The 18,209-nt window shown below is 63.5% G+C and carries 16 protein-coding genes and 1 pseudogene; 8 read left to right on the top strand and 9 right to left on the bottom strand.

All coding sequences use genetic code 11. The annotated features are described in order from the left end of the window. Window positions 1-4 precede the first annotated feature (4 nt). From LH390_RS10250 to LH390_RS10225, 6 genes and pseudogenes are all read left to right on the top strand, one after another. Window positions 5-250, top strand: a complete 246-nt coding sequence (locus tag LH390_RS10250; protein WP_227281419.1) for a DUF3263 domain-containing protein — start codon at window positions 5-7, stop codon at window positions 248-250. 17 nt (window positions 251-267) lie between these two features. After that, a complete protein-coding gene (locus tag LH390_RS10245) occupies window positions 268-1,149 on the top strand; it encodes a LytR C-terminal domain-containing protein (protein ID WP_227288219.1) in 882 nt (293 codons plus the stop codon). Window positions 1,150-1,173: 24 nt separating this feature from the next. Further along, on the top strand, window positions 1,174-2,331 hold the full coding sequence (locus tag LH390_RS10240) for a glutamate--cysteine ligase (protein WP_227281421.1): 1,158 nt from the start codon (window positions 1,174-1,176) through the stop codon (window positions 2,329-2,331). Between the two features lie 552 nt (window positions 2,332-2,883). After that, the gene (locus tag LH390_RS10235; protein ID WP_227281422.1) at window positions 2,884-3,255 is read left to right on the top strand and encodes a hypothetical protein; all 372 of its coding nucleotides are present in this window, start codon (window positions 2,884-2,886) and stop codon (window positions 3,253-3,255) included. 733 nt (window positions 3,256-3,988) lie between these two features. Then, window positions 3,989-4,576: pseudogene (locus LH390_RS10230) on the top strand (glutamate-cysteine ligase family protein); the annotation flags it as partial. 56 nt (window positions 4,577-4,632) lie between these two features. Continuing rightward, the gene (locus LH390_RS10225) at window positions 4,633-4,977 is read left to right on the top strand and encodes a hypothetical protein (RefSeq protein WP_227281423.1); all 345 of its coding nucleotides are present in this window, start codon (window positions 4,633-4,635) and stop codon (window positions 4,975-4,977) included. A gap of 12 nt (window positions 4,978-4,989) precedes the next feature. Here the strand turns inward: LH390_RS10225 and LH390_RS10220 are convergent, their stop codons facing one another. The 6 genes from LH390_RS10220 to LH390_RS10195 are packed head-to-tail and all read right to left on the bottom strand — an operon-like array spanning window position 4,990 to window position 11,374. Continuing rightward, window positions 4,990-5,427 carry a monovalent cation/H(+) antiporter subunit G gene (locus LH390_RS10220; protein WP_227281424.1) on the bottom strand — a complete coding sequence of 146 codons (438 nt, stop codon included), beginning with the start codon at window positions 5,425-5,427 and terminating at the stop codon, window positions 4,990-4,992. Window positions 5,428-5,438: 11 nt separating this feature from the next. Further along, window positions 5,439-5,714, bottom strand: a complete 276-nt coding sequence (locus tag LH390_RS10215) for a monovalent cation/H+ antiporter complex subunit F (protein ID WP_227281425.1) — start codon at window positions 5,712-5,714, stop codon at window positions 5,439-5,441. A 7-nt stretch (window positions 5,715-5,721) separates the two neighbouring features. Then, window positions 5,722-6,231: a Na+/H+ antiporter subunit E gene (locus LH390_RS10210; protein WP_227281426.1), complete on the bottom strand. Its 510-nt coding sequence runs from the start codon at window positions 6,229-6,231 to the stop codon at window positions 5,722-5,724. Then, window positions 6,228-7,940 (bottom strand): Na+/H+ antiporter subunit D, encoded by a 1,713-nt coding sequence (locus LH390_RS10205; protein ID WP_227281427.1) that lies wholly within the window; start codon window positions 7,938-7,940, stop codon window positions 6,228-6,230. Before LH390_RS10205 ends, LH390_RS10210 begins: the two co-directional genes overlap by 4 nt. Continuing rightward, entirely contained in the window at window positions 7,933-8,424 is a 492-nt protein-coding gene (locus LH390_RS10200; protein ID WP_227281428.1) for a Na(+)/H(+) antiporter subunit C, read from the bottom strand. Before LH390_RS10200 ends, LH390_RS10205 begins: the two co-directional genes overlap by 8 nt. Window position 8,425: 1 nt before the next feature. After that, window positions 8,426-11,374, bottom strand: coding sequence for a Na+/H+ antiporter subunit A (locus tag LH390_RS10195; RefSeq protein ID WP_227281429.1), 2,949 nt, complete (start codon window positions 11,372-11,374; stop codon window positions 8,426-8,428). 270 nt (window positions 11,375-11,644) lie between these two features. On the opposite strand from LH390_RS10195, the gene LH390_RS10190 reads away from it, so the two are divergent. After that, window positions 11,645-11,851, top strand: a complete 207-nt coding sequence (locus LH390_RS10190; protein WP_227281430.1) for a hypothetical protein — start codon at window positions 11,645-11,647, stop codon at window positions 11,849-11,851. 30 nt (window positions 11,852-11,881) lie between these two features. Here LH390_RS10190 and LH390_RS10185 read toward each other — a convergent pair whose 3' ends face one another. The 3 genes from LH390_RS10185 to LH390_RS10175 all read right to left on the bottom strand — a co-directional run bounded on the left by LH390_RS10185 (window position 11,882) and on the right by LH390_RS10175 (window position 16,217). After that, window positions 11,882-13,888: an ABC transporter permease family protein gene (locus tag LH390_RS10185; protein ID WP_227281431.1), complete on the bottom strand. Its 2,007-nt coding sequence runs from the start codon at window positions 13,886-13,888 to the stop codon at window positions 11,882-11,884. A gap of 101 nt (window positions 13,889-13,989) precedes the next feature. Beyond that, the gene (locus LH390_RS10180) at window positions 13,990-14,679 is read right to left on the bottom strand and encodes an ABC transporter ATP-binding protein (protein WP_227281432.1); all 690 of its coding nucleotides are present in this window, start codon (window positions 14,677-14,679) and stop codon (window positions 13,990-13,992) included. A 185-nt stretch (window positions 14,680-14,864) separates the two neighbouring features. Beyond that, window positions 14,865-16,217 (bottom strand): dipeptidase, encoded by a 1,353-nt coding sequence (locus LH390_RS10175; protein ID WP_227281433.1) that lies wholly within the window; start codon window positions 16,215-16,217, stop codon window positions 14,865-14,867. Window positions 16,218-16,436: 219 nt separating this feature from the next. On the opposite strand from LH390_RS10175, the gene groL reads away from it, so the two are divergent. Continuing rightward, window positions 16,437-18,086: a chaperonin GroEL gene (gene groL, locus LH390_RS10170; protein WP_227281434.1), complete on the top strand. Its 1,650-nt coding sequence runs from the start codon at window positions 16,437-16,439 to the stop codon at window positions 18,084-18,086. Window positions 18,087-18,209 lie beyond the last annotated feature (123 nt).

Below are 18,209 nucleotides of genomic sequence, written 5' to 3'. Positions count from 1 at the left end.
AGGCATGACCCTCACCGACTTCGACGCCCGGCTACTGGACTTCGCTGAGCGCGCCCCGCGTGCCCTCGGCGCCCGCGAGGAAGCCATCCGCGCCCAGCTCGGGGTCAGCCCCGTGCGCTACTATCAGCGCCTCAATGTGCTTATCGACGCCCCCGAGGCCCACGCCGCGCACCCGTTGCTCATGAGCAGGCTCGCACGCATCAGGGATCGCCGCGCCCGAGAAAGAAATGAAGACCCACGCGCCGATTAACCATTAGAGTGAACGCTGTGTCTGATGTGAACGAAAACTACGGCCGTTCCCGCCGCCACCGTGACGGTGGCCGCGATGATTACTCCGATGATCACCACTACAGCGACGAGCCTGCCTACGAGGGTTATGAAGGCTACGACGACTACGACGACTACGCGGATGACAGCTACGCGCAGGAGGGCTACGAGGACGCCGGCTACGCCGGAGCCGCCGGATCCGCCTCGGCCTACGCTGCCTCTGACTACGCCGACGCCGACTATGACGAGGACGCCGCCGCCGAGCTCGACGCCGACGAACGGCCCGCGCTACCCCTGCGCGGCCTAGCCATGGTGCTCATCGCCGTGGCGGTGCTCCTAGCCATCTGGGGCGTATGGGCCTTCATGCACCGCGACTCCGACGACTCGGACGGTGCCGCCACCAGCTCCACCGCACCCGTAGCCACCGCCCCGGCACCCGCTCCCGCCCCCGGGGCCCCCGCGCCCGCGCCGGCACCGGCCCAGCAGCCGGCCCCAGCCCCCGCCGAGCAGCAGCCCGCGCCCGCCCCGGCTCCCGCCGAGGTCCCGCAGGCCCAGCAGCCCGCCCCGGCACCTGCCGCCGGGCCCGCGCGCATCAACGTGCTGAATAACTCCACCGTGCCGGACCTGGCGGCCAACACCTCCCGGCAGTTCACCGAGCAGGGCGCCCACGTCGGCGAGGTAGGAAACCTGCCCGAAGAGCAGCTCAAGGTGGAACGCACCACCGTCTTCTACCACCCCGGTAACGCCGACGCGCAGCACCGTGCAGAAGAGCTCGCCGCCCGCGTCGGAGGCGAAGCCCAGCCCTACAATCCCGCCCTGCCGCCAGCAACCGCAGGCGATAATGACATCACCTTGGTCCTTGCCGGACCCGTTGCCCCGTAACCTCAACACCAGGAACCCGCCTCGATGACCTCCAACCACGCCGTACAGACCGAGTTTCATCCCTCGCCAGAACCCACACTCGGGGTGGAATGGGAGCTCGCTTTCATCGACCCGGAGACCCGTGACCTCGCGCACGTGGCCCCGGAGGTCATCGCCGCGGTGCATGACGCCCACCCGGAGATCCACCTGGAAAGGGAGTTCCTGCGCAACACCGTTGAACTGGTCACCGGGGTCTGCCACACGGTGCCGGAGGCCGTGGCGGAGTTAAGCCGCGACCTGACCGCGGTGCGCGAGGCCGCCAACACGCTGGGCCTGCGCGTGTGGGGCGCTGGCTCCCACCCCTTTTCTGACTTCCGGGAAAACCCGGTCAGTGAGAAGGGCTCCTATACCGAGATCATCGAACGCACCCAATACTGGGGCAACCAGATGCTCATCTGGGGCATCCACGTCCACGTGGGCATCCGGGACCAGGAGCGCGTGTGGCCCATCATCAACGCGATAGCCACGAAGTACCCGCACCTGCTCGCCCTGACGGCCAGCTCCCCGGGCTGGGACGGCCTGGACACCGGGTATGCCTCCAACCGCACCATGCTCTACCAGCAGTTGCCCACCGCTGGTTTGCCGCCGCAGTTGCATAGTTGGCAGGAGTGGGTGGATTACATGCGGGATCAGGATCGTTCCGGGGTGATCAGCCACACTGGGTCCATGCACCTGGATATTCGCCCGGCCGCTAAGTGGGGCACGGTTGAGGTGCGTATTTGTGATTCCACCTCTAATCTGCGGGAGTTGTCTGCCGTAGTGGCGCTCACGCACTGCCTGGTGGTTCACTATGACCGGATGATTGATCGGGGCGAGGCGTTGCCGGAGTTGCAGCCGTGGCATGTGGCGGAAAACAAGTGGCGGGCGGCGCGCTATGGGCTGGATGCTTTGGTGATTACTGATCGTGAGACCACGGAGCGCTGGGTGCGCGACGAGTTGGCCGATTTGGTCGAACAGCTCGGTGACCTGGCCGTAGAGCTTGGCTGTGAGCGTGAGCTGGAGTTGGTCTATGAGATTCTCAATCGGGGGGCGGGCTATCAGCGTCAGCGTGAGCTTTTTGAGGAAACTGGTTCGTGGACGGCTGCTGTTGATGCCACCTGTGCGGAGATGGATGTTCTTGAGGCGCTGCCGCCGCGTGACTAGTTTTTCTTAGCCTTGTGCCTTGAAGGGCTGGGCTACCGTCACTAGGTTGGGTAGGCGTGCGAAAGGAACTGAGCCAGTGGGCTGCCGCCATCACAGTGATTAAGGAGTATTTGCGAACCCTGATTTGAGTCAAAAAATAATACTGCTCCGAAGGACTAGATATGTCGGGTGTGTCAGCGGTGTTATCGGAGCGTTGTGCCTAAGCTGCAGTCCAGCGGCACAAGTGGGTGATTGTTAGGTGGAAGGCAAAGAGTGCGCAAGGCCCTAAATATTGGATAGGTAACGCTCCGTTAAACCTGTATATAGTGGGTCCGGGAGCTACCGTTCGTCATGGACGGGGATCGAGGGGTGGCAAGGTGATCGCGCGCTTACCTTATAGGCAATTGTAATCGTATATTTCGAGCCTCACTGTTGACAGGTCCAGGACCTGTCAATACGATGAGTATGAAGCCTTTTTCGAAAGGAGTCCTTGTGCTTATGCGGGCAGGATCACCTACCCTTCTTAGGGTACTTGTATCAATCTTTCTTTCCCTAATACTGACGTTCTCTTTCATGTCTGCCGTGCGGGCTGACGACATTTCGCACCTGTCTGTCGCGGATGTCAGTCAGGTGGTCAATGAAAACACGAACACTCCCACGTCAATTGGAGGTGAATTGTGGATCAGCCCCGATGGAATAGTTGATGTAACTGAAGCCTACGAATTTTCCCCCGGGCAACTGCGGGGACTCAACGAAACGGTTCCCTATTGGGATAATGAACGGGCGCTACAGGTAATAAGTCGCGAAGATGGCACACAGTTTGTCTCTGTGACGGCAGGCAGTGAAGAGAGTGAGATTGAATACCTTTTTAAAGATTCCAATCTCGAATTAAAAACGGCTATGTTTTGGTCCGCTCGGAGAAATATGGGGAACCGGAAAAAATAATTGATCCTGCGTGGGCGGAAGATATAGAAGGTAACCCAGTAGAGACCTCTTTTGAAACCGATGGGGATGTCCTCATTCAAAAAATAGGGAAGAGTCCAAATGGGGCTGTGGTAATAGCTGATCCGTACATAAGGGACGTTCACCACAATGGTAAGAAAATTGGACAAGAACTAGTCTTCTCAAAAGATGAAACGAGCGCAGTCGCAATGAGTGCTAGCTACTGTGCTGGAAAAGTGAGAGGTCTTGGATTTGCGGGGTGGCTTACGAAAGGTGCTTGCGCGGGAGCGGCTCTAGTTGCCGGCCATGCGACCAACACGGGGCGCTGTTTCGCTATCCGGGCAATTGGAGGTAAGTACTCTCCGAATATAGTGTTCCCCTACGCGACCCAATGTTAACCGACCGAAGGGCTAGGAAATGGCATGGAGTTCGTTCAGCTAATAACCATAGTCGCTGTTCAGGCGTTGGTGTGGGGGTTCCTATTAAGTCGTACAAACAAAGTAAAATTCTGGATTTTCGGGTTAGTCGGTTTTTCTACTTTGCTGACTATCCTCGTCCTCCTGTTTAATTTTATCGATGTGCGCCAAGGGTATATCGATTTCGTTTCTATTTCAAGCTCTTTGCTAAATGTTATTGCCTTGTTAGTCGTTAACATTTCGGACCGAAGGGATTGACTGCACGCAACCGGTTTTAAAATACCCCGATCAACCCGTGTTAGGTTGTTGTTTGCTTGGAGTATCAGCAGTTGCCCACCGCTGGTTTGCCGCCGCAGTTGCATAGTTGGCAGGAGTGGGTGGATTACATGCGGGATCAGGATCGTTCCGGGGTGATCAGCCACACTGGGTCCATGCACCTGGATATTCGCCCGGCCGCTAAGTGGGGCACGGTTGAGGTGCGTATTTGTGATTCCACCTCTAATCTGCGGGAGTTGTCTGCCGTAGTGGCGCTCACGCACTGCCTGGTGGTTCACTATGACCGGATGATTGATCGGGGCGAGGCGTTGCCGGAGTTGCAGCCGTGGCATGTGGCGGAAAACAAGTGGCGGGCGGCGCGCTATGGGCTGGATGCTTTGGTGATTACTGATCGTGAGACCACGGAGCGCTGGGTGCGCGACGAGTTGGCCGATTTGGTCGAACAGCTCGGTGACCTGGCCGTAGAGCTTGGCTGTGAGCGTGAGCTGGAGTTGGTCTATGAGATTCTCAATCGGGGGGCGGGCTATCAGCGTCAGCGTGAGCTTTTTGAGGAAACTGGTTCGTGGACGGCTGCTGTTGATGCCACCTGTGCGGAGATGGATGTTCTTGAGGCGCTGCCGCCGCGTGACTAGTTTTTCTTAGCCTTGTGCCTTGAAGGGCTGGGCTACCGTCACTAGGTTGGGTAGGCGTGCGAAAGGAACTGAGCCAGTGGGCTGCCGCCCTCACAGTGATTGCGGTGGCCTGCGTGGTGCTGTTTTGCACCGAGGGGATGAGCGCCGGGTGGGATTCGCTCAACCCAGCGGTGCGCTCGCGCGATGACTTCGCCGTGCTGCCGCAGGGGCAGCACTACGCCACGGACGTGGTGCTGGTGGATGGCCACGGCGAGCGGCGCGACTACACGGTTGACCTGATAGCGCCCGATCCGAGCCATAGCTACGCCATGGTGACGCACCGTGGCATCTACGTGCAGGTTGTGAGCTATATCGAGCCTGAGGATATGCCGGCGCCGGCGCGTGCCGCGCTGGAACGTTAAGAATCAGCGCGCCTAGCTGCCCTTCTTCTTGCGCGCGGCGGTGGTGGCGGTGTCCACGGGCTCGCGGCGACGGGTCAGGGCGCGGCCTGCGGGGGCGTCGTTACGCGTCATGGACTCCTTGGGTGCATACAGGCCCTCGCGGCGGGCGATGCGTCCCAGGCGTTGGGCGGTCACGGGCCCGGTGATGAAGGCGAAGAGCACCAGGAGCACCAGCACACCCATGTCGCCGCGCTCGGCGGTGCCAAAGTCGGGAGCACCGGCGACGCGGATGATCGCGCCCAGGATGGTGAGGATGAGCCCGGAGCTTTGCGGCTTGGTAATCGCGTGGATGCGCGACATGGTGTCGCCGAAGCGCACCAGACCCACTGCCGCGGAGAAGACAAGGCCGGCGCCGACGATGATGAAAACCAGGGAGATGACGTCGGTGGCGTAGTGAATGATCTGTCCCATCAAGTACTCCTTTAGGCCCCGTCTCGCTTGCGGAAGCGCGCCACGGACACCGAGGAGATGAACCCCAGGAGCGCGACGACGAGCATGGCGTTAGACACCGTGGTGTCCAGCGACCAGCAGATGTAGACCGCCAGGGCGCACTGAATCATGGCGATCATCCCGTCGAGGCCGAGCACCCGGTCCAGGGAGTTGGGCCCGATGAGGATCCGCCAGGTGGTCAGGATGAACGCCAGGCAGAACAGGGCGGCGGCGATGAGCAGCACCGTGTTGTAGATGTGTGCGTCCACGAGTGTGTCAGCCCCTTTCGAAGATGGAGATCAGGTCCGCCTCCAGGGCGCGGATCTTGGCTATTTCTGCGTCCACGGCGGCGGAGTCGCGGGCGTTGAGCAGGTGGACCGTCCACATGCGGTTGGCAATGTCGATGTCCGTGACGGAGCCGCCTGGCTGGAGGTTATACAGCCCGGTGGCAAACGCCAGTACCAGTTCGCTGCTCACGCGCATGGGGGCGCGCACGATGGCGGAGTTGGGTGGGGCGGGCCGGCGCAACGCCAGCCAGGCCACGGAGAAGCTGGCGGAGAACAGGTCGATAACCCAGCGGCCCAGGAAGGCCACGAGCGCGCCCCACCGGATGTTGTCACCCACGGTGGGGATGCGCGGCAGGGGCAGCGCCACGACGATGACGGTGCCCACCAGCAGCCCGCCGATGACGTTGGCCCAGGTGATCTCCCCGTTGAGGGCGCACCACAGGGCGGCGATCCAGCCGATGGTAAAGGGGCGGAAGCGGTGCCGGAATCCGTTCATCATGATGTGGCTGCCTCCTGTGCTGCGGCGGTTTCCGTCTCCTCGGCGCGGTAGGCGTCGCGCCCGTGGTCGAGGCGGATGTGGGGGTCTAAGGTGCGTCCGGGCTCGGAGAAGTCATCGCCGAGCACGGCGGAGCGGTAGACCTGCACGTTTTGGGCGGAGTCGGCGGCGCGTCCGGCCACGGCCACAAGCGGGCCGGCGAACACGGTCAGCCCCAGGGAGGCAGCCACCAGCAGGGTGGTGGAGCCGAGCATGCCAAAGGGCAGGCGGCCGACGTCGTCACGCTCGGTGATTTCCACCTCATCGGTGATGTCCACCAGTGGGGCGGGCCGGGCGGTGGCCAGGTTGCCTTCCGGGGCGTCCTTGCGGTCGCGCCAGAAGCCCTTGGACCAGACGATGACCATCACGTACAGGGTCAGCAGCGAGGTCGCCACCGCCCCGCCAATGAGCAGCCAGGCCTGGAAGCCGCCGACCTCGGCGCCGGCTTGCAGGAGCATGACCTTGCCAATGAACCCGGACAGCGGCGGGATGCCGCCGAGGTTAATGGCGGGGATGAAGTACAGGGCGGCAATGATGGGGCTGTAGTAGGCCAGGGAGCCCAGGCGGCGCAGCGAGGAGGTTCCTGCTTGCCGTTCGATGAGCCCCACGACCAGGAACAGCGTGGTTTGCACCAGGATGTGGTGCATGGCGTAGAAGATCGCCCCGGCCAGCCCGTGCGCGGTGCCCAGGGCGACGCCGAAGATCATGTAGCCGATGTGGCTGACCAGCGTGAAGGACAGCAGACGCTTGATGTCGTTTTGGGCCATGGCGCCGAGGATGCCCACGAGCATGGTTGCTAGCCCCACCCACATGAGCATGGTATCGAGTGAGCCGTCGAAGAAGATCACCGAGCGCACGCGGATGATGGAGTAGACGCCCACCTTGGTCAACAGGCCGGCGAAGACGGCGGTGACCAGGGAGGGGGCGGTGGGGTAGGAGTCCGGCAGCCAGGCATCAAGCGGGAAGACGGCGGCTTTGATACCAAAGGCGATGAGCAGCACGGCGAAGATGGCGGCCCGGGTGCCGGAGGGGATTTCTTGCATGCGGATGCCCACGTGCGCCATGTTCAGGGTGCCCACGGCGGCGTAGACGAGCGCCAGGCCGATGAGGAAGACCACCGAGGAGATCATGGAGACCATGACGTAGCCCACTCCGGCGCGCACCCGGGCGGCGGACCCGCCGAGGGTGAGCAGAATATAGGACGCCACCAGGAAGACTTCGAAGCCGACGTAAAGGTTGAACAGGTCGCCGGCCAGGAAGGACAGGTTCACGCCCATGGACAGCAGCAGGTAGGTGGGCACGAAGACGGCTACGGGGTCTTCATCACCGCCGTCGCGCACACCCTGGGCGATGGCGTACCACATGACGGCAAAGAGCACGAGGCCGGACACCGTCAGCATGAGGGTGGACAGCCGGTCTGCCACCAGGGTGATGCCAATCGGCGCGTCCCAGCCGCCGATCTGGAGGGTCTGCGCCCCGTGGGTGTCCACGATGACCACCATGAGCGCGGAGGTGCAGATGGTGCCCAGCAGGGTGAAGAACGCGATGAGGCGTTGCAGGTTGACGCTGCGTGCGCTGATGCGCGAGGCGGCCGCTGCGACGGCGGGCGCCAGGATGGGCACCGGGATGAGGTAGGGCAGCGCGGGGATGAGGGAATCGGCGAGGTTAGTCATCGTCGTCCCCCTTGACGGGGGATTCGAAGGATTGGGGGCCGAAGGTGTCGCCGATGGAGGTCATCCTGCCGGTTTCGGGGTCGTCGGAGGCGTCGTGGTCGGGCGCGGCGGCCGCGGTGGTGGGCCGGGCGGCGATCGCGGCATCCTCGGTGTCATCCTCGATGACGTCGGCGGTGCGGTAGCGGTACTGCCGGTAGGCCAGGGTGAGAATGAACGCGGTCATGGCCATGGAGATGACAATGGCCGTCAGGATCATGCCTTGTGCCAGCGGGTCGGCGATGCGCTCCCCGAACAGGGAGGACTCGCGCCCCAGGATGGGCGGGGATCCGGCCTGGCCGCCGGCCTGCAAGATGAGCAGGTTGGTGCCATTGCCCAGCAGCATCAGCCCGAGCATCATTTTGGTCATCGCGCGGTCGAGCACCAGGTACACGCCGGCGGCGATGAGCGCCCCGGAAGCGATGAGGAGGAAGAGATTGGCTACCACGTTAGGCCTCCTTTCCGGGCTGTGTGTGGGACTGGGATAGTTTCGCTTCTCGACGCCGCCGTCCCGCCGCCCGCGCCATGGAGCGGGCCCGATCCCGGGCCCGCTGGCGTCGCAGCGCCTCGTCGGAATCGATCTGCGCGCCCAGGGAGCCCAGGATGTGGAGGGTGAGCCCGATGACGATGAGGTAGACGCCGGCGTCGAAAAGCAATGCCGAGGGCACGTGCACCTCTCCGATGAGCGGAACCGCCAGCTCCCACACCTGCGAAGTCAACGGCGGCCGTCCGAAGAACATGGGCCACACCGCCCCTAACGCGGAGGCGAGCAGGCCCACGCCCAGGATGCGGCCGGCGTCGATGGGGAAGGCCTCCTCCAGCTCCCGGCGCCCACCCGCCAAGTAGCGCAGCGCCATGGCCAGCGCGGCGACCAGGCCGCCGGCAAAACCGCCGCCCGGGGCGTTGTGGCCCGCAAAGAAGAAGTAGGCGCTCACGGCCATCATGGTGGGGAAGGTCATGCGGGTGACCACGTCGACCATCAGGGAACGGTTCTGTGCCTTTTCCGTATCCGCCCCCGCGGACAGCCAGCGCCGCCCCAGCGCGGTGAGCGTGGGCCGGTGGGACTCGCGGGCGAAGGACCGGGTGCCATAAATCAGCGACGCCACGCCCGTGGCGGCGATGACCAGCACCGAGATCTCGCCCAAGGTATCCCACGCGCGCAGGTCCACCAACAAAACGTTGACGGCATTGCGCCCGTGCCCAATGTCATAGGCCAGGTCCGGGATGTGCTCCGCGATGGTGGGGCGGGTACGCGCGTTGATGGCAAACAGCGTCACCACAGTCACAGACACGCCCACGGCGATGGCCAGCCAGGCGCGCGCCCGGTTGCCCCGAGGCGTGCCCGTCCACTCGGTCTGCGTGGGCAGCTTGCGCAACACCAGCATGAAGATCACCATGACGATGGTCTCCACCAGCACCTGGGTGAGCATGAGGTCCGGGGCGCCATGCAGGGCGAAGATCATGCCCAGCCCGTAGCCGGTGACCCCCACCATGATCACCCCGGACAGGCGATTATTCGTGCGGGTCGCCCCAACGGCCATGATGACAATGATCACGCAGATCAGCGCCTGCCACGGGGTGGTCCACAGCTCCATGCGCACGTCATTGCGCTGCCCGGCGATGAGCACCACCATGGGCAGCACCGTGAGCACCACAAAGATGACACCCAGGTTGATAATCAGGGAGCCGCGCTGGGTGGAGGCCGTCAAGCGCAGCGACAGGTTGCGCAGGAACACCAGCACCGCATCATAGGCAGCATCCGCGCTACCCAACGCCGGAAGCTCCAGGCTGACCATGCGCAGCACCTTGCGCTGCCAGAACAGAATCGCCCCGCCGACGAGGATCACCGTAGAGAGCGCCAGCGGCACCCCGAAGCCATGCCAGGCCGCCAGGTAATCATGCGCGTGCGCAGTCGACGGCCCAAACGTGGCATCCAGGTGCGCGGTAATAGCCCGGCTCAGCGGCCCAGGTGCCACCCCCAACGCGATGGTCAGGGCGGTAAGAATAGCCGGGGGCACCCACAGGGCCGCGTTGATGTGGGCCATGGTGTTTACCGCCGGGGAGACCTCCCCGTTCTTGGTGGCAAACGCCCCGTGCAGGAACACGCAGCTATACGCCATGGTGAGGATGGATCCCAGCACCAGGCCCACGATGAACATGTTGCCCGGCATGCCCACCAGCAGCTCCTCATGGACGATGGCATCCAGGGCGGCCTCCTTGGCCACAAAGCCCAACAGCAGCGGCACTCCGGCCATAGAGGCCGCGGCCAGGCACGCCAGCGCGCACAGGGCCGGCTGGCGCCTGCCCAGGCCGGACAGCTCCGCCACGTTGCGGGTACCGGTGGTGTGGTCGATCGCGCCGACGATCATAAACAGCGTCGCCTTAAACAGCGAGTGCGCGAACGTCAACGCCAGGCCCGCCAGCATGGCCTCCCGCGAGCCCACGGACACCACGGAGATAATAAAGCCCAGCTGGGAGACCGTGCCATAGGCCAAAATCAGCTTCAGGTCCTTCTGGCGCAGCGCAATCCACCCCGACATGAGCATGGTGAACACACCGATGGGGATGATCACCAGGTGCCACGCCACCGCCAGGTGCAGGTCCGGGGCCAGCCGGGCCACCAGGTAGATTCCGGCCTTGACCATCGCCGCGGAGTGCAGGTACGCCGAGACCGGCGTGGGGGCAGCCATGGCGCCTGGCAGCCAGAAGTGCGCCGGCGCGATGGCGGACTTGGTCAGCGCGCCAGCCAGGATGAGCACGATCGCCGCCGTGATATACGGCGTGCCTGCAATGTCGTGGCTGTGCGCCAGCGCCGTCAGCTCGGAGAAGTGCCACACCCCAGCGGTGCGCCCCAACACGATGATGCCCACCAGCATGGCCAGCCCACCAAGCGTGGTCACCATGAGCGCCTGCCCGGCGGCGCGCCGGGAAGAGGCCCGCTCCCCGTAGTAGCCCACCAGCAGGAAGGACAGGATGGAGGTCAGCTCCCAGAAGATGTACATCAAGAGCATGGCGTCCGAGCACACCAGGCCAAACATGGCCAGCGCGAAGCACACCATCTGGGCGCCAAAGACGGACAAGCGCCGCGGGTTGGAGTCAAAATAGCCCCAACAATAAAACAGCACCAGCGCGCCGACACCCAGGATGATCAGGCTAAACAGCCCGGCCAGGGGATCGAGGCGCAGGTCAAAGTTCAGGGACAGCATGGGCAGCCAGCCGTGGTGGGAAACTATCGCCTCCCCGCGGCCCAGCGGTCCGGAGATAAACAGGCTGAGCACCCAGGCGAAGCCCGCGGCGGGCACCAGGGCGAGCAGACCAAAGGCAGGCCTACCCAGGAGGCGTATCGCGGGCGGCGCAAGGATGGCCGCGACGGCGAGTGCGCCAAGCAGTATCAACAAGTGGTGTTCGCTCTTCCTATACTCGAGCGGTCAGTCGTATATGGAGATTCCTCACACGTGACGCCATCCCCCCGGTAGAAGAGGCGCGCCTTGGAGGCAACCAATGGCGCCCAGTCTATCAAGCGGCGTTTCCCCGCGTGTCGCATGTATCACACTCTGCACGGATCAGTGATGGTGGTGGGCCGGGGTCGGTACCGTCGCGTCCAGCAAGGGTGCTGTGCGTTTCGGGTCCGCGGATAATCACCGTTTCCATGAGCAGAAACAAATCTCATGGAAAGGGCAACCAAGCTCAATGCCAGCGCAGCAGTAGTAGTACCGCTCCTCGTTGTCGCCTTCCTGGTGGCAGCGCAGAACTACTTCAACCACCAGGAGATCATTCAGCTTATCGACGGCGCCGCCGCCCGCGGGAAGTCCTACGAGCTCACCATCACAAACAAGCTGACGGGGGCATACCAATTCCGGATCCTTGAAGACTAAGCCGCGGGACGTGTGACCGCGCGAAACGCATCACACCCGCCGCAGGTCTGACACGGTGACCTTCTCCCGCGCGGCCGTCATAGAGATCGCCGCATAGGCACCTCCGGCCACGAGCGCCACGATGGCGCCGACAATCAAGGGCTCTATCACGCTCGCCCATCCCAGCGCGCCGGGGATTTCCACCAGGGTGACAAAGCACCAGTCCGCGATGAAGGCCGTCCCTGCGCCCAGCGCCACGGCAACGAGCAATGGCACTGCGGCATAGATCAGCCACGCCAGGCGCTGAGTGCGTGCGTTGACCCCAACTACTCCCAGGGCCGCGGTTAGGCGCTTGCGCCCGCTTGCCGACGCCCCCGCCGCCACGATGGCAAACAATGTACAGGTGGCCACGGTCCACCACCCGGCGGTGCGGTAGAGGGTGAAGATGGAGCCCTTGGCGTAGAGGTAGGCGGCGATGGAGACATCGCGGTTGGTCACTACGGCGAAGGGGTCTGCGCGATAAATCGGGTCGAGGGAGGCAAGGTCGGTGTTGCGGTAGGCAACGACGTTGGGATGTTGGATGGGTTCAGGAGTATCGGCCAAGTTGAGCGGATGACCCGCGTTGTTGTACGCGATGTGTCGGGATATTCCCCGGGCCCCGTTGGCGCAATCCCTGTGGAGGAGCGATCGTACTTGCTCACAATTAATTTGGATGCCATCTTCCCTGTGGGAAACCAGCACTCCTCCAGGAACATTCCGTGCGACGTCTTCTGCATGAGTGGATTCGACGACTGTCAGATCATTATCTGCTTGGTTTACTGGGGCGATGATATAGGAAAATAGCTGCCCGGTAATCATGGTGCTCAAACTGACCGCGAGAACCGCAAGGCCAATTGCAGCGGGGCCGCGGGACGCCGCTGTTGGTTCTTTGCGCAGGCGCGCTGTTCCCAAAAGGATCGAAGGGCTAAAAGACTTTATCGCTGAGGCGACTGCCCCGGTGACCCACATAATGCAGCCGCGAAGGCTCAATGCAACGAGTGTCAACCCTGCTAGTCCGATGAACAACAGGCTTCCCTCAACAGCATTAATCATCTCCACTTTGAAGTGGACGCACAGCAGCATGGTGACAATGCCCGTGGCAAAGCACAGGACTGGCAAGAAGCGGCCGCGGCGTCGAGCCTTACGCGGCGGTTTCAGTGCTGCCAGGCAGCCGGCGGAAATGATAACTAACGCACAAACCATAATGAGCGGATTGAGAATGTGCGTCTCGCTTGTAAACCACTGTGCCTCGCTGGGAGTGAGTGTCCGGGCGAGCGGTTCAAGGCCCCAAGCTGCGGTGAGCCCCAGGACCCAGCCGAGCACCTGGATGTAGAGCGTTTCCCCAGTGGAGAGCAGTCTGATGGTTTTTTGGGAAAGTCCGATGAGCGTGAACTTGCTCAGCATTTCTACGCGCTGGCGGGCAATCAATGTGCACGCGGTTTGAGCGGCGAGAATGCAGGGTATTGCAGATACAATGGCACACACAAAGAGGAGTATCTGAACTGGTGGGGATAGTGCAAAGCTATTCATCCCAATGGACTCATGCTTCTCCGCGTCCGGCACGCCAAAACTCTGAACCTTCCGCAAGGGCCCTCCGAAAGACCCAGAGTAGGCGATATTTTCACGTTCCAGCGCCTCGCGCGTGGACCCCACCCAGGCAACTAGCTCATCGGGGTATTGCAGCCCGCTATCGTGAATCGTCCCCAAGCTGCTTCCAGGAATGGTCACCGATCCGGCATCAATTAATGCTTGGAGCTTGGGTGAGGCGTAGTAGCTATTATTTGGCGGCAAGCTCGGGATTCCAGGGGGAGGCGCTACGTCCTCGGTGGAAATTTGCCCGTCCGCAGTGTAAAAGACTGTGAGTTTTTTGTCGCCAATGAGTTTGAGGTCCATTGTGGACAAGATCCACGGTTCCTGGAGCATGTCATTGACGTACTGTTGATGGGGAATGCGGGCATTGGCGTGATCGGTACGCTGCGTGATGGCCTGGGGTAACACGCACGCAAAGGCAAGAAACATAACCGCTATCGCGGTGGCAACAATTGCTCCGAGGCGGGGGAGCGAGTGGGACCGGAAGCTGATGAGGGCGCCGAGTCCGAGCGCCCGGGTGTGCGGTGACTTTAGCATTCGTGGAGCCGCCCTCCCTCTAGGCGAACACTGCGATCCGTTGCGTGGGCGACCGCGGCGTCGTGAGTGACGAGCACCAAGGTGGCCTGCGTGTCTGCTACGGCCTTCAATAGAACAGCCAGGACGTCCTGCGATGTTGCGGCATCAAGGGACCCGGTTGGTTCGTCGGCGAGAACTACGGGCGGCTGGTTAATTAGTGCCCGCGCGATGCCAGCGCGTTGTGCTTGTCCGCCAGAGACGTGGTCGGGTGTGCGCGATGCTGTTTCGGCGTCAATGCCTACGGCCGCTAGGTGTTTTAGCGCAGCGGCTTTGGCGTCCCGGCGCGTGGCCCCAGCGAGGTAATTGGGCACCATGACGTTTTCCAGCAATGTCAATTCGGGGATGAGTTCGGCAAACTGGAATACGTAACCAACGGAGGTCAGCCGGAAAAGGCTTTGTTCTTTGGGGCTCAGGGCGTATATATCGCGCCCGGTGATGTGTACGGAGCCGCTTTCTGGGCGGATGAGCCCGGCAAGGGTGTGGAGGAGGGTGGTTTTCCCCTCTCCACTGGTGCCAACGATGGATATGCTTTCGCCTGCGGCGACGTCGAGGGTGAGGTCGGAAAAGAGCGGCGCGGTGTTGGTGCTCAGCCGGACGGCGAGGTTGTGTGCGTGTATCGCCGACTTCACGGGCGTGGGGCTCATGGTCGCGTCCTTTCTGTGAGCCGGAGGCGCCGGTGCTGCACAGCTATTGGTGTACAGGAGACGTTGTAGTGTCCACCCGAGGATAGGCTTAGCGGCAGGTGCGCGACAATGGCCAAAAGTACCCAATGCGTGTGTGGGGTGACACGCCCCGAGCCCCCCGACCCCCGACCCCCCGAACGAGCCCCCTACTTCCCGTACTGCAGCAGGAACAGTGCTTCGGCGATGGCGATGCGCTCGATCTCGGTGGGGTCCACCGATTCGTCTGCCGAGTGGATGGTGGTGGTGGGTTCTTCCACGCCGTAGAGGGCGATTTCGGCGTCGGGGAAGGCGTTTTGCAGCGCGGTGGTCAGGGGGATGGATCCGCCGGAGCCGATGGTGGCGGATTCTTCGGTGCCGTAGGCCTGGGCCAGGCAGCTGCGCAGCAGGGTGAGTGCGGGCTTGGTTACGTCGGTGGCAAAGCCTTGGTTGACGTCGTCGATCTCCACGTCGATGTGTGCGCCCCAGGGGGCGTGGTTGCGCAGGTGGTTGGCCAGTTTGTCGGCGGTGTCTTGGGCGTCCATGCCGGCGGGGACGCGCAGGTTGATTTTGGCTTGGGCGCGCGGGGGCACGGCGTTGACGGCTTCGGCAACGGGGGTGGAGGTCCAGCCGGTGATGGTCACGGCGGGGCGGGCCCAGACGAAGTCGGCGGGGGAGTCGGCTTCGGTGCCCATGAGGTTGACGCCGTCGAGGACGCCGGCGTCGGCGCGGAAGGCTTCGGGGGTGTAGGGTTCGCCGTCCCAGCGTGCGGAGGTGTCTACCCCTTCGATGACGGTGCGGCCTTGCTGGTCGCGCAGGGAGTCCAGCGTGCGCACGAGGGCGAAGGCGGCGTCGGGGGCGGCGCCGCCGAAGTTGCCGGAGTGGATGGCGGTTTCCAGGGTGGAGACGGTGACGGTGAGCTGGGCGCCGCCGCGCAGGGACGTCGTTAATGTGGGGGTTCCTACCGCGGCGTTGCCGGTGTCGGCGATCATGATGGCGTCGGCTTTGAATAGTTCGGGGCGCGATTCAATGAGCGCGTCTAGGCCTTCGCCGCCGCGCTCCTCGGAGCCTTCCACGACTACGGTGATGCCGATGTCGCTGCCGCCTGCGGCTTCGACGGCGCGCAGGGCGGCCAGGTGCATGACCAGGTTGCCCTTGCAGTCGGCGGCGCCGCGGCCGTACCAGCGGCCGTCGCGTTCGGTGAGCGTGAAGGGGTCAGTGGTCCAGGTTGCGGGGTTGCCGGCGGGGACGACGTCGTAATGCGAGTACAGCAGCACCGTGGGGCGTCCCGGTGCGGGCTCACGCTTGCCGACGACCGCGGTGGAGCCGTCGGCAGTAGCGATGCGCTCCACGCTAAAGCCCAGCTCTTCGAAGTGCTCGGCGACCCAGGAGCAGGCGCCGGCGGCGTCGCTAGCAAGCTCGGGTTCGCCGTGGACGGAGTTGTAGGAGACGATCTGCTTTAGCTGCTGGAAGATGGTGTCGCGCTCGGCGCGGACGTGGTCTTCGACGGTGGCGTAACTCATGGGTACTACCGTAGCGCCGTCGCGCGGGCGGGCGCAGACCTTGCACTCGGAGGCTGCGACTGCTAGAACGGTGGCTAGCACTTCACACCGATGAGTGCCAACAAAGCGGGTGGGCCGGATCGCACTCAACCGGCCGTAACCGTCGCGGGCGCCTGCTGGCCGATCAAGCGACGTGAGTGTCGTCCCAACAAAAGCTGTTTTTAAGGAGTACGAAACCACATGGCAAAGATCATTGCCTTTGATGAGGAAGCTCGCCGCGGCCTGGAAAAGGGCCTGAACACCCTGGCCGACGCCGTCAAGGTCACCTTGGGGCCCAAGGGCCGCAACGTTGTCCTGGAGAAGTCCTGGGGCGCGCCGACCATCACCAATGATGGCGTGTCCATCGCTCGCGAGATCGAGCTGGAGGACCCCTATGAGAAGATCGGCGCCGAGCTGGTCAAGGAAGTAGCCAAGAAGACTGACGACGTCGCCGGCGACGGCACCACCACCGCCACCGTGCTCGCCCAGGCCCTGGTCAAGGAAGGCCTGCGCAACGTAGCCGCCGGCTCTAACCCCATGGGCATTAAGCGCGGCATTGAAAAGGCCGTGGACGCCGTCACCGAGAAGCTGCTCGGCTCTGCCAAGGAGGTAGAGACCGAGGAAGAGATCGCCGCCACCGCCGGCATTTCCGCCGCCGACCCGGAGATTGGCAAGCAGATTGCTAAGGCCATGTACGCCGTGGGCAACGGCTCGGTGAACAAGGACTCCGTGATCACCGTCGAGGAGTCCAACACCTTCGGCGTGGACCTTGAGGTCACCGAGGGCATGCGCTTTGATAAGGGCTACATCTCCGGCTACTTCGCCACCGACATGGAGCGCCAGGAGGCCGTGCTCGAGGACCCCTACATCCTGCTGGTGTCCTCCAAGATCTCCACCATCAAGGACCTGCTGCCGCTGCTGGAGAAGGTCATGCAGTCCGGCAAGCCGCTGCTCATCATCGCCGAGGACGTGGAGGGCGAGGCCCTGTCTACCCTGGTGGTCAACAAGATCCGCGGCACCTTCAAGTCCGTGGCCGTCAAGGCCCCCGGCTTCGGCGATCGCCGCAAGGCCCAGCTGCAGGACATGGCCATCCTCACCGGCGGCCAGGTCATCTCCGAAGAGGTGGGCCTGTCCCTGGAGAACGCCGACCTGCCGCTTCTGGGCACCGCCCGCAAGGTCGTGGTGACCAAGGACGACACCACCATCGTCCAGGGTGCCGGCACTCAGGAGCAGATCGACGGCCGCGTCAAGCAGATCCGCGCCGAGATTGAGAACTCCGACTCCGACTACGACCGCGAGAAGCTCCAGGAGCGCCTGGCCAAGCTCGCCGGCGGTGTGGCCGTGCTCAAGGTTGGCGCCGCCACCGAGGTGGAGCTCAAGGAGCGCAAGCACCGCATCGAAGACGCCGTGCGCAACGCCAAGGCCGCGGTCGAGGAGGGCATCGTCGCCGGCGGTGGTGTGTCCCTGCTCCAGGCCGCCCACGTCCTCGACGGGGACCTGGACCTGGACGGCGACGAGGCCACCGGTGTCAAGATCGTGCGGGAGGCCCTGTCCGCCCCGCTCAAGCAGATCGCTGCCAACGCCGGCCTGGAGCCGGGCGTGGTGGCCGACAAGGTCGCCGGCCTGGCCGAGGGCGAAGGCCTCAACGCTGCCACGGGCGAGTACATCAACCTCATGGAAGCCGGCATCAATGACCCGGTCAAGGTGACTCGCTCCGCGCTGCAGAACGCCGCGTCCATCGCCGCGCTGTTCCTGACCACCGAGGCCGTGGTGGCTGACAAGCCGCAGCCCGCCGGTGCTGGCGCAGACGCCGCCGCCGCTGACGCCATGGGTGGCATGGGCGGGTTCTAAGCCTCCGCCGCGCCCCGCGGCGCCCGCGCTGCGCCCGTTGCCCCGGCGCAGTTCGGCTCCGCGCGCACCCATGAAGCGCCCTTGCGGGCGCCCTGTGAGCACCGCCCCCGCACACCAGGTGTG

The organism is Corynebacterium uberis, assembly GCF_020616335.1.
Classification (GTDB): domain Bacteria; phylum Actinomycetota; class Actinomycetes; order Mycobacteriales; family Mycobacteriaceae; genus Corynebacterium; species Corynebacterium uberis.
The sequence above is the reverse complement of the archived record's forward strand: the minus strand, read 5'-3'. Positions and strand labels throughout refer to the sequence as shown.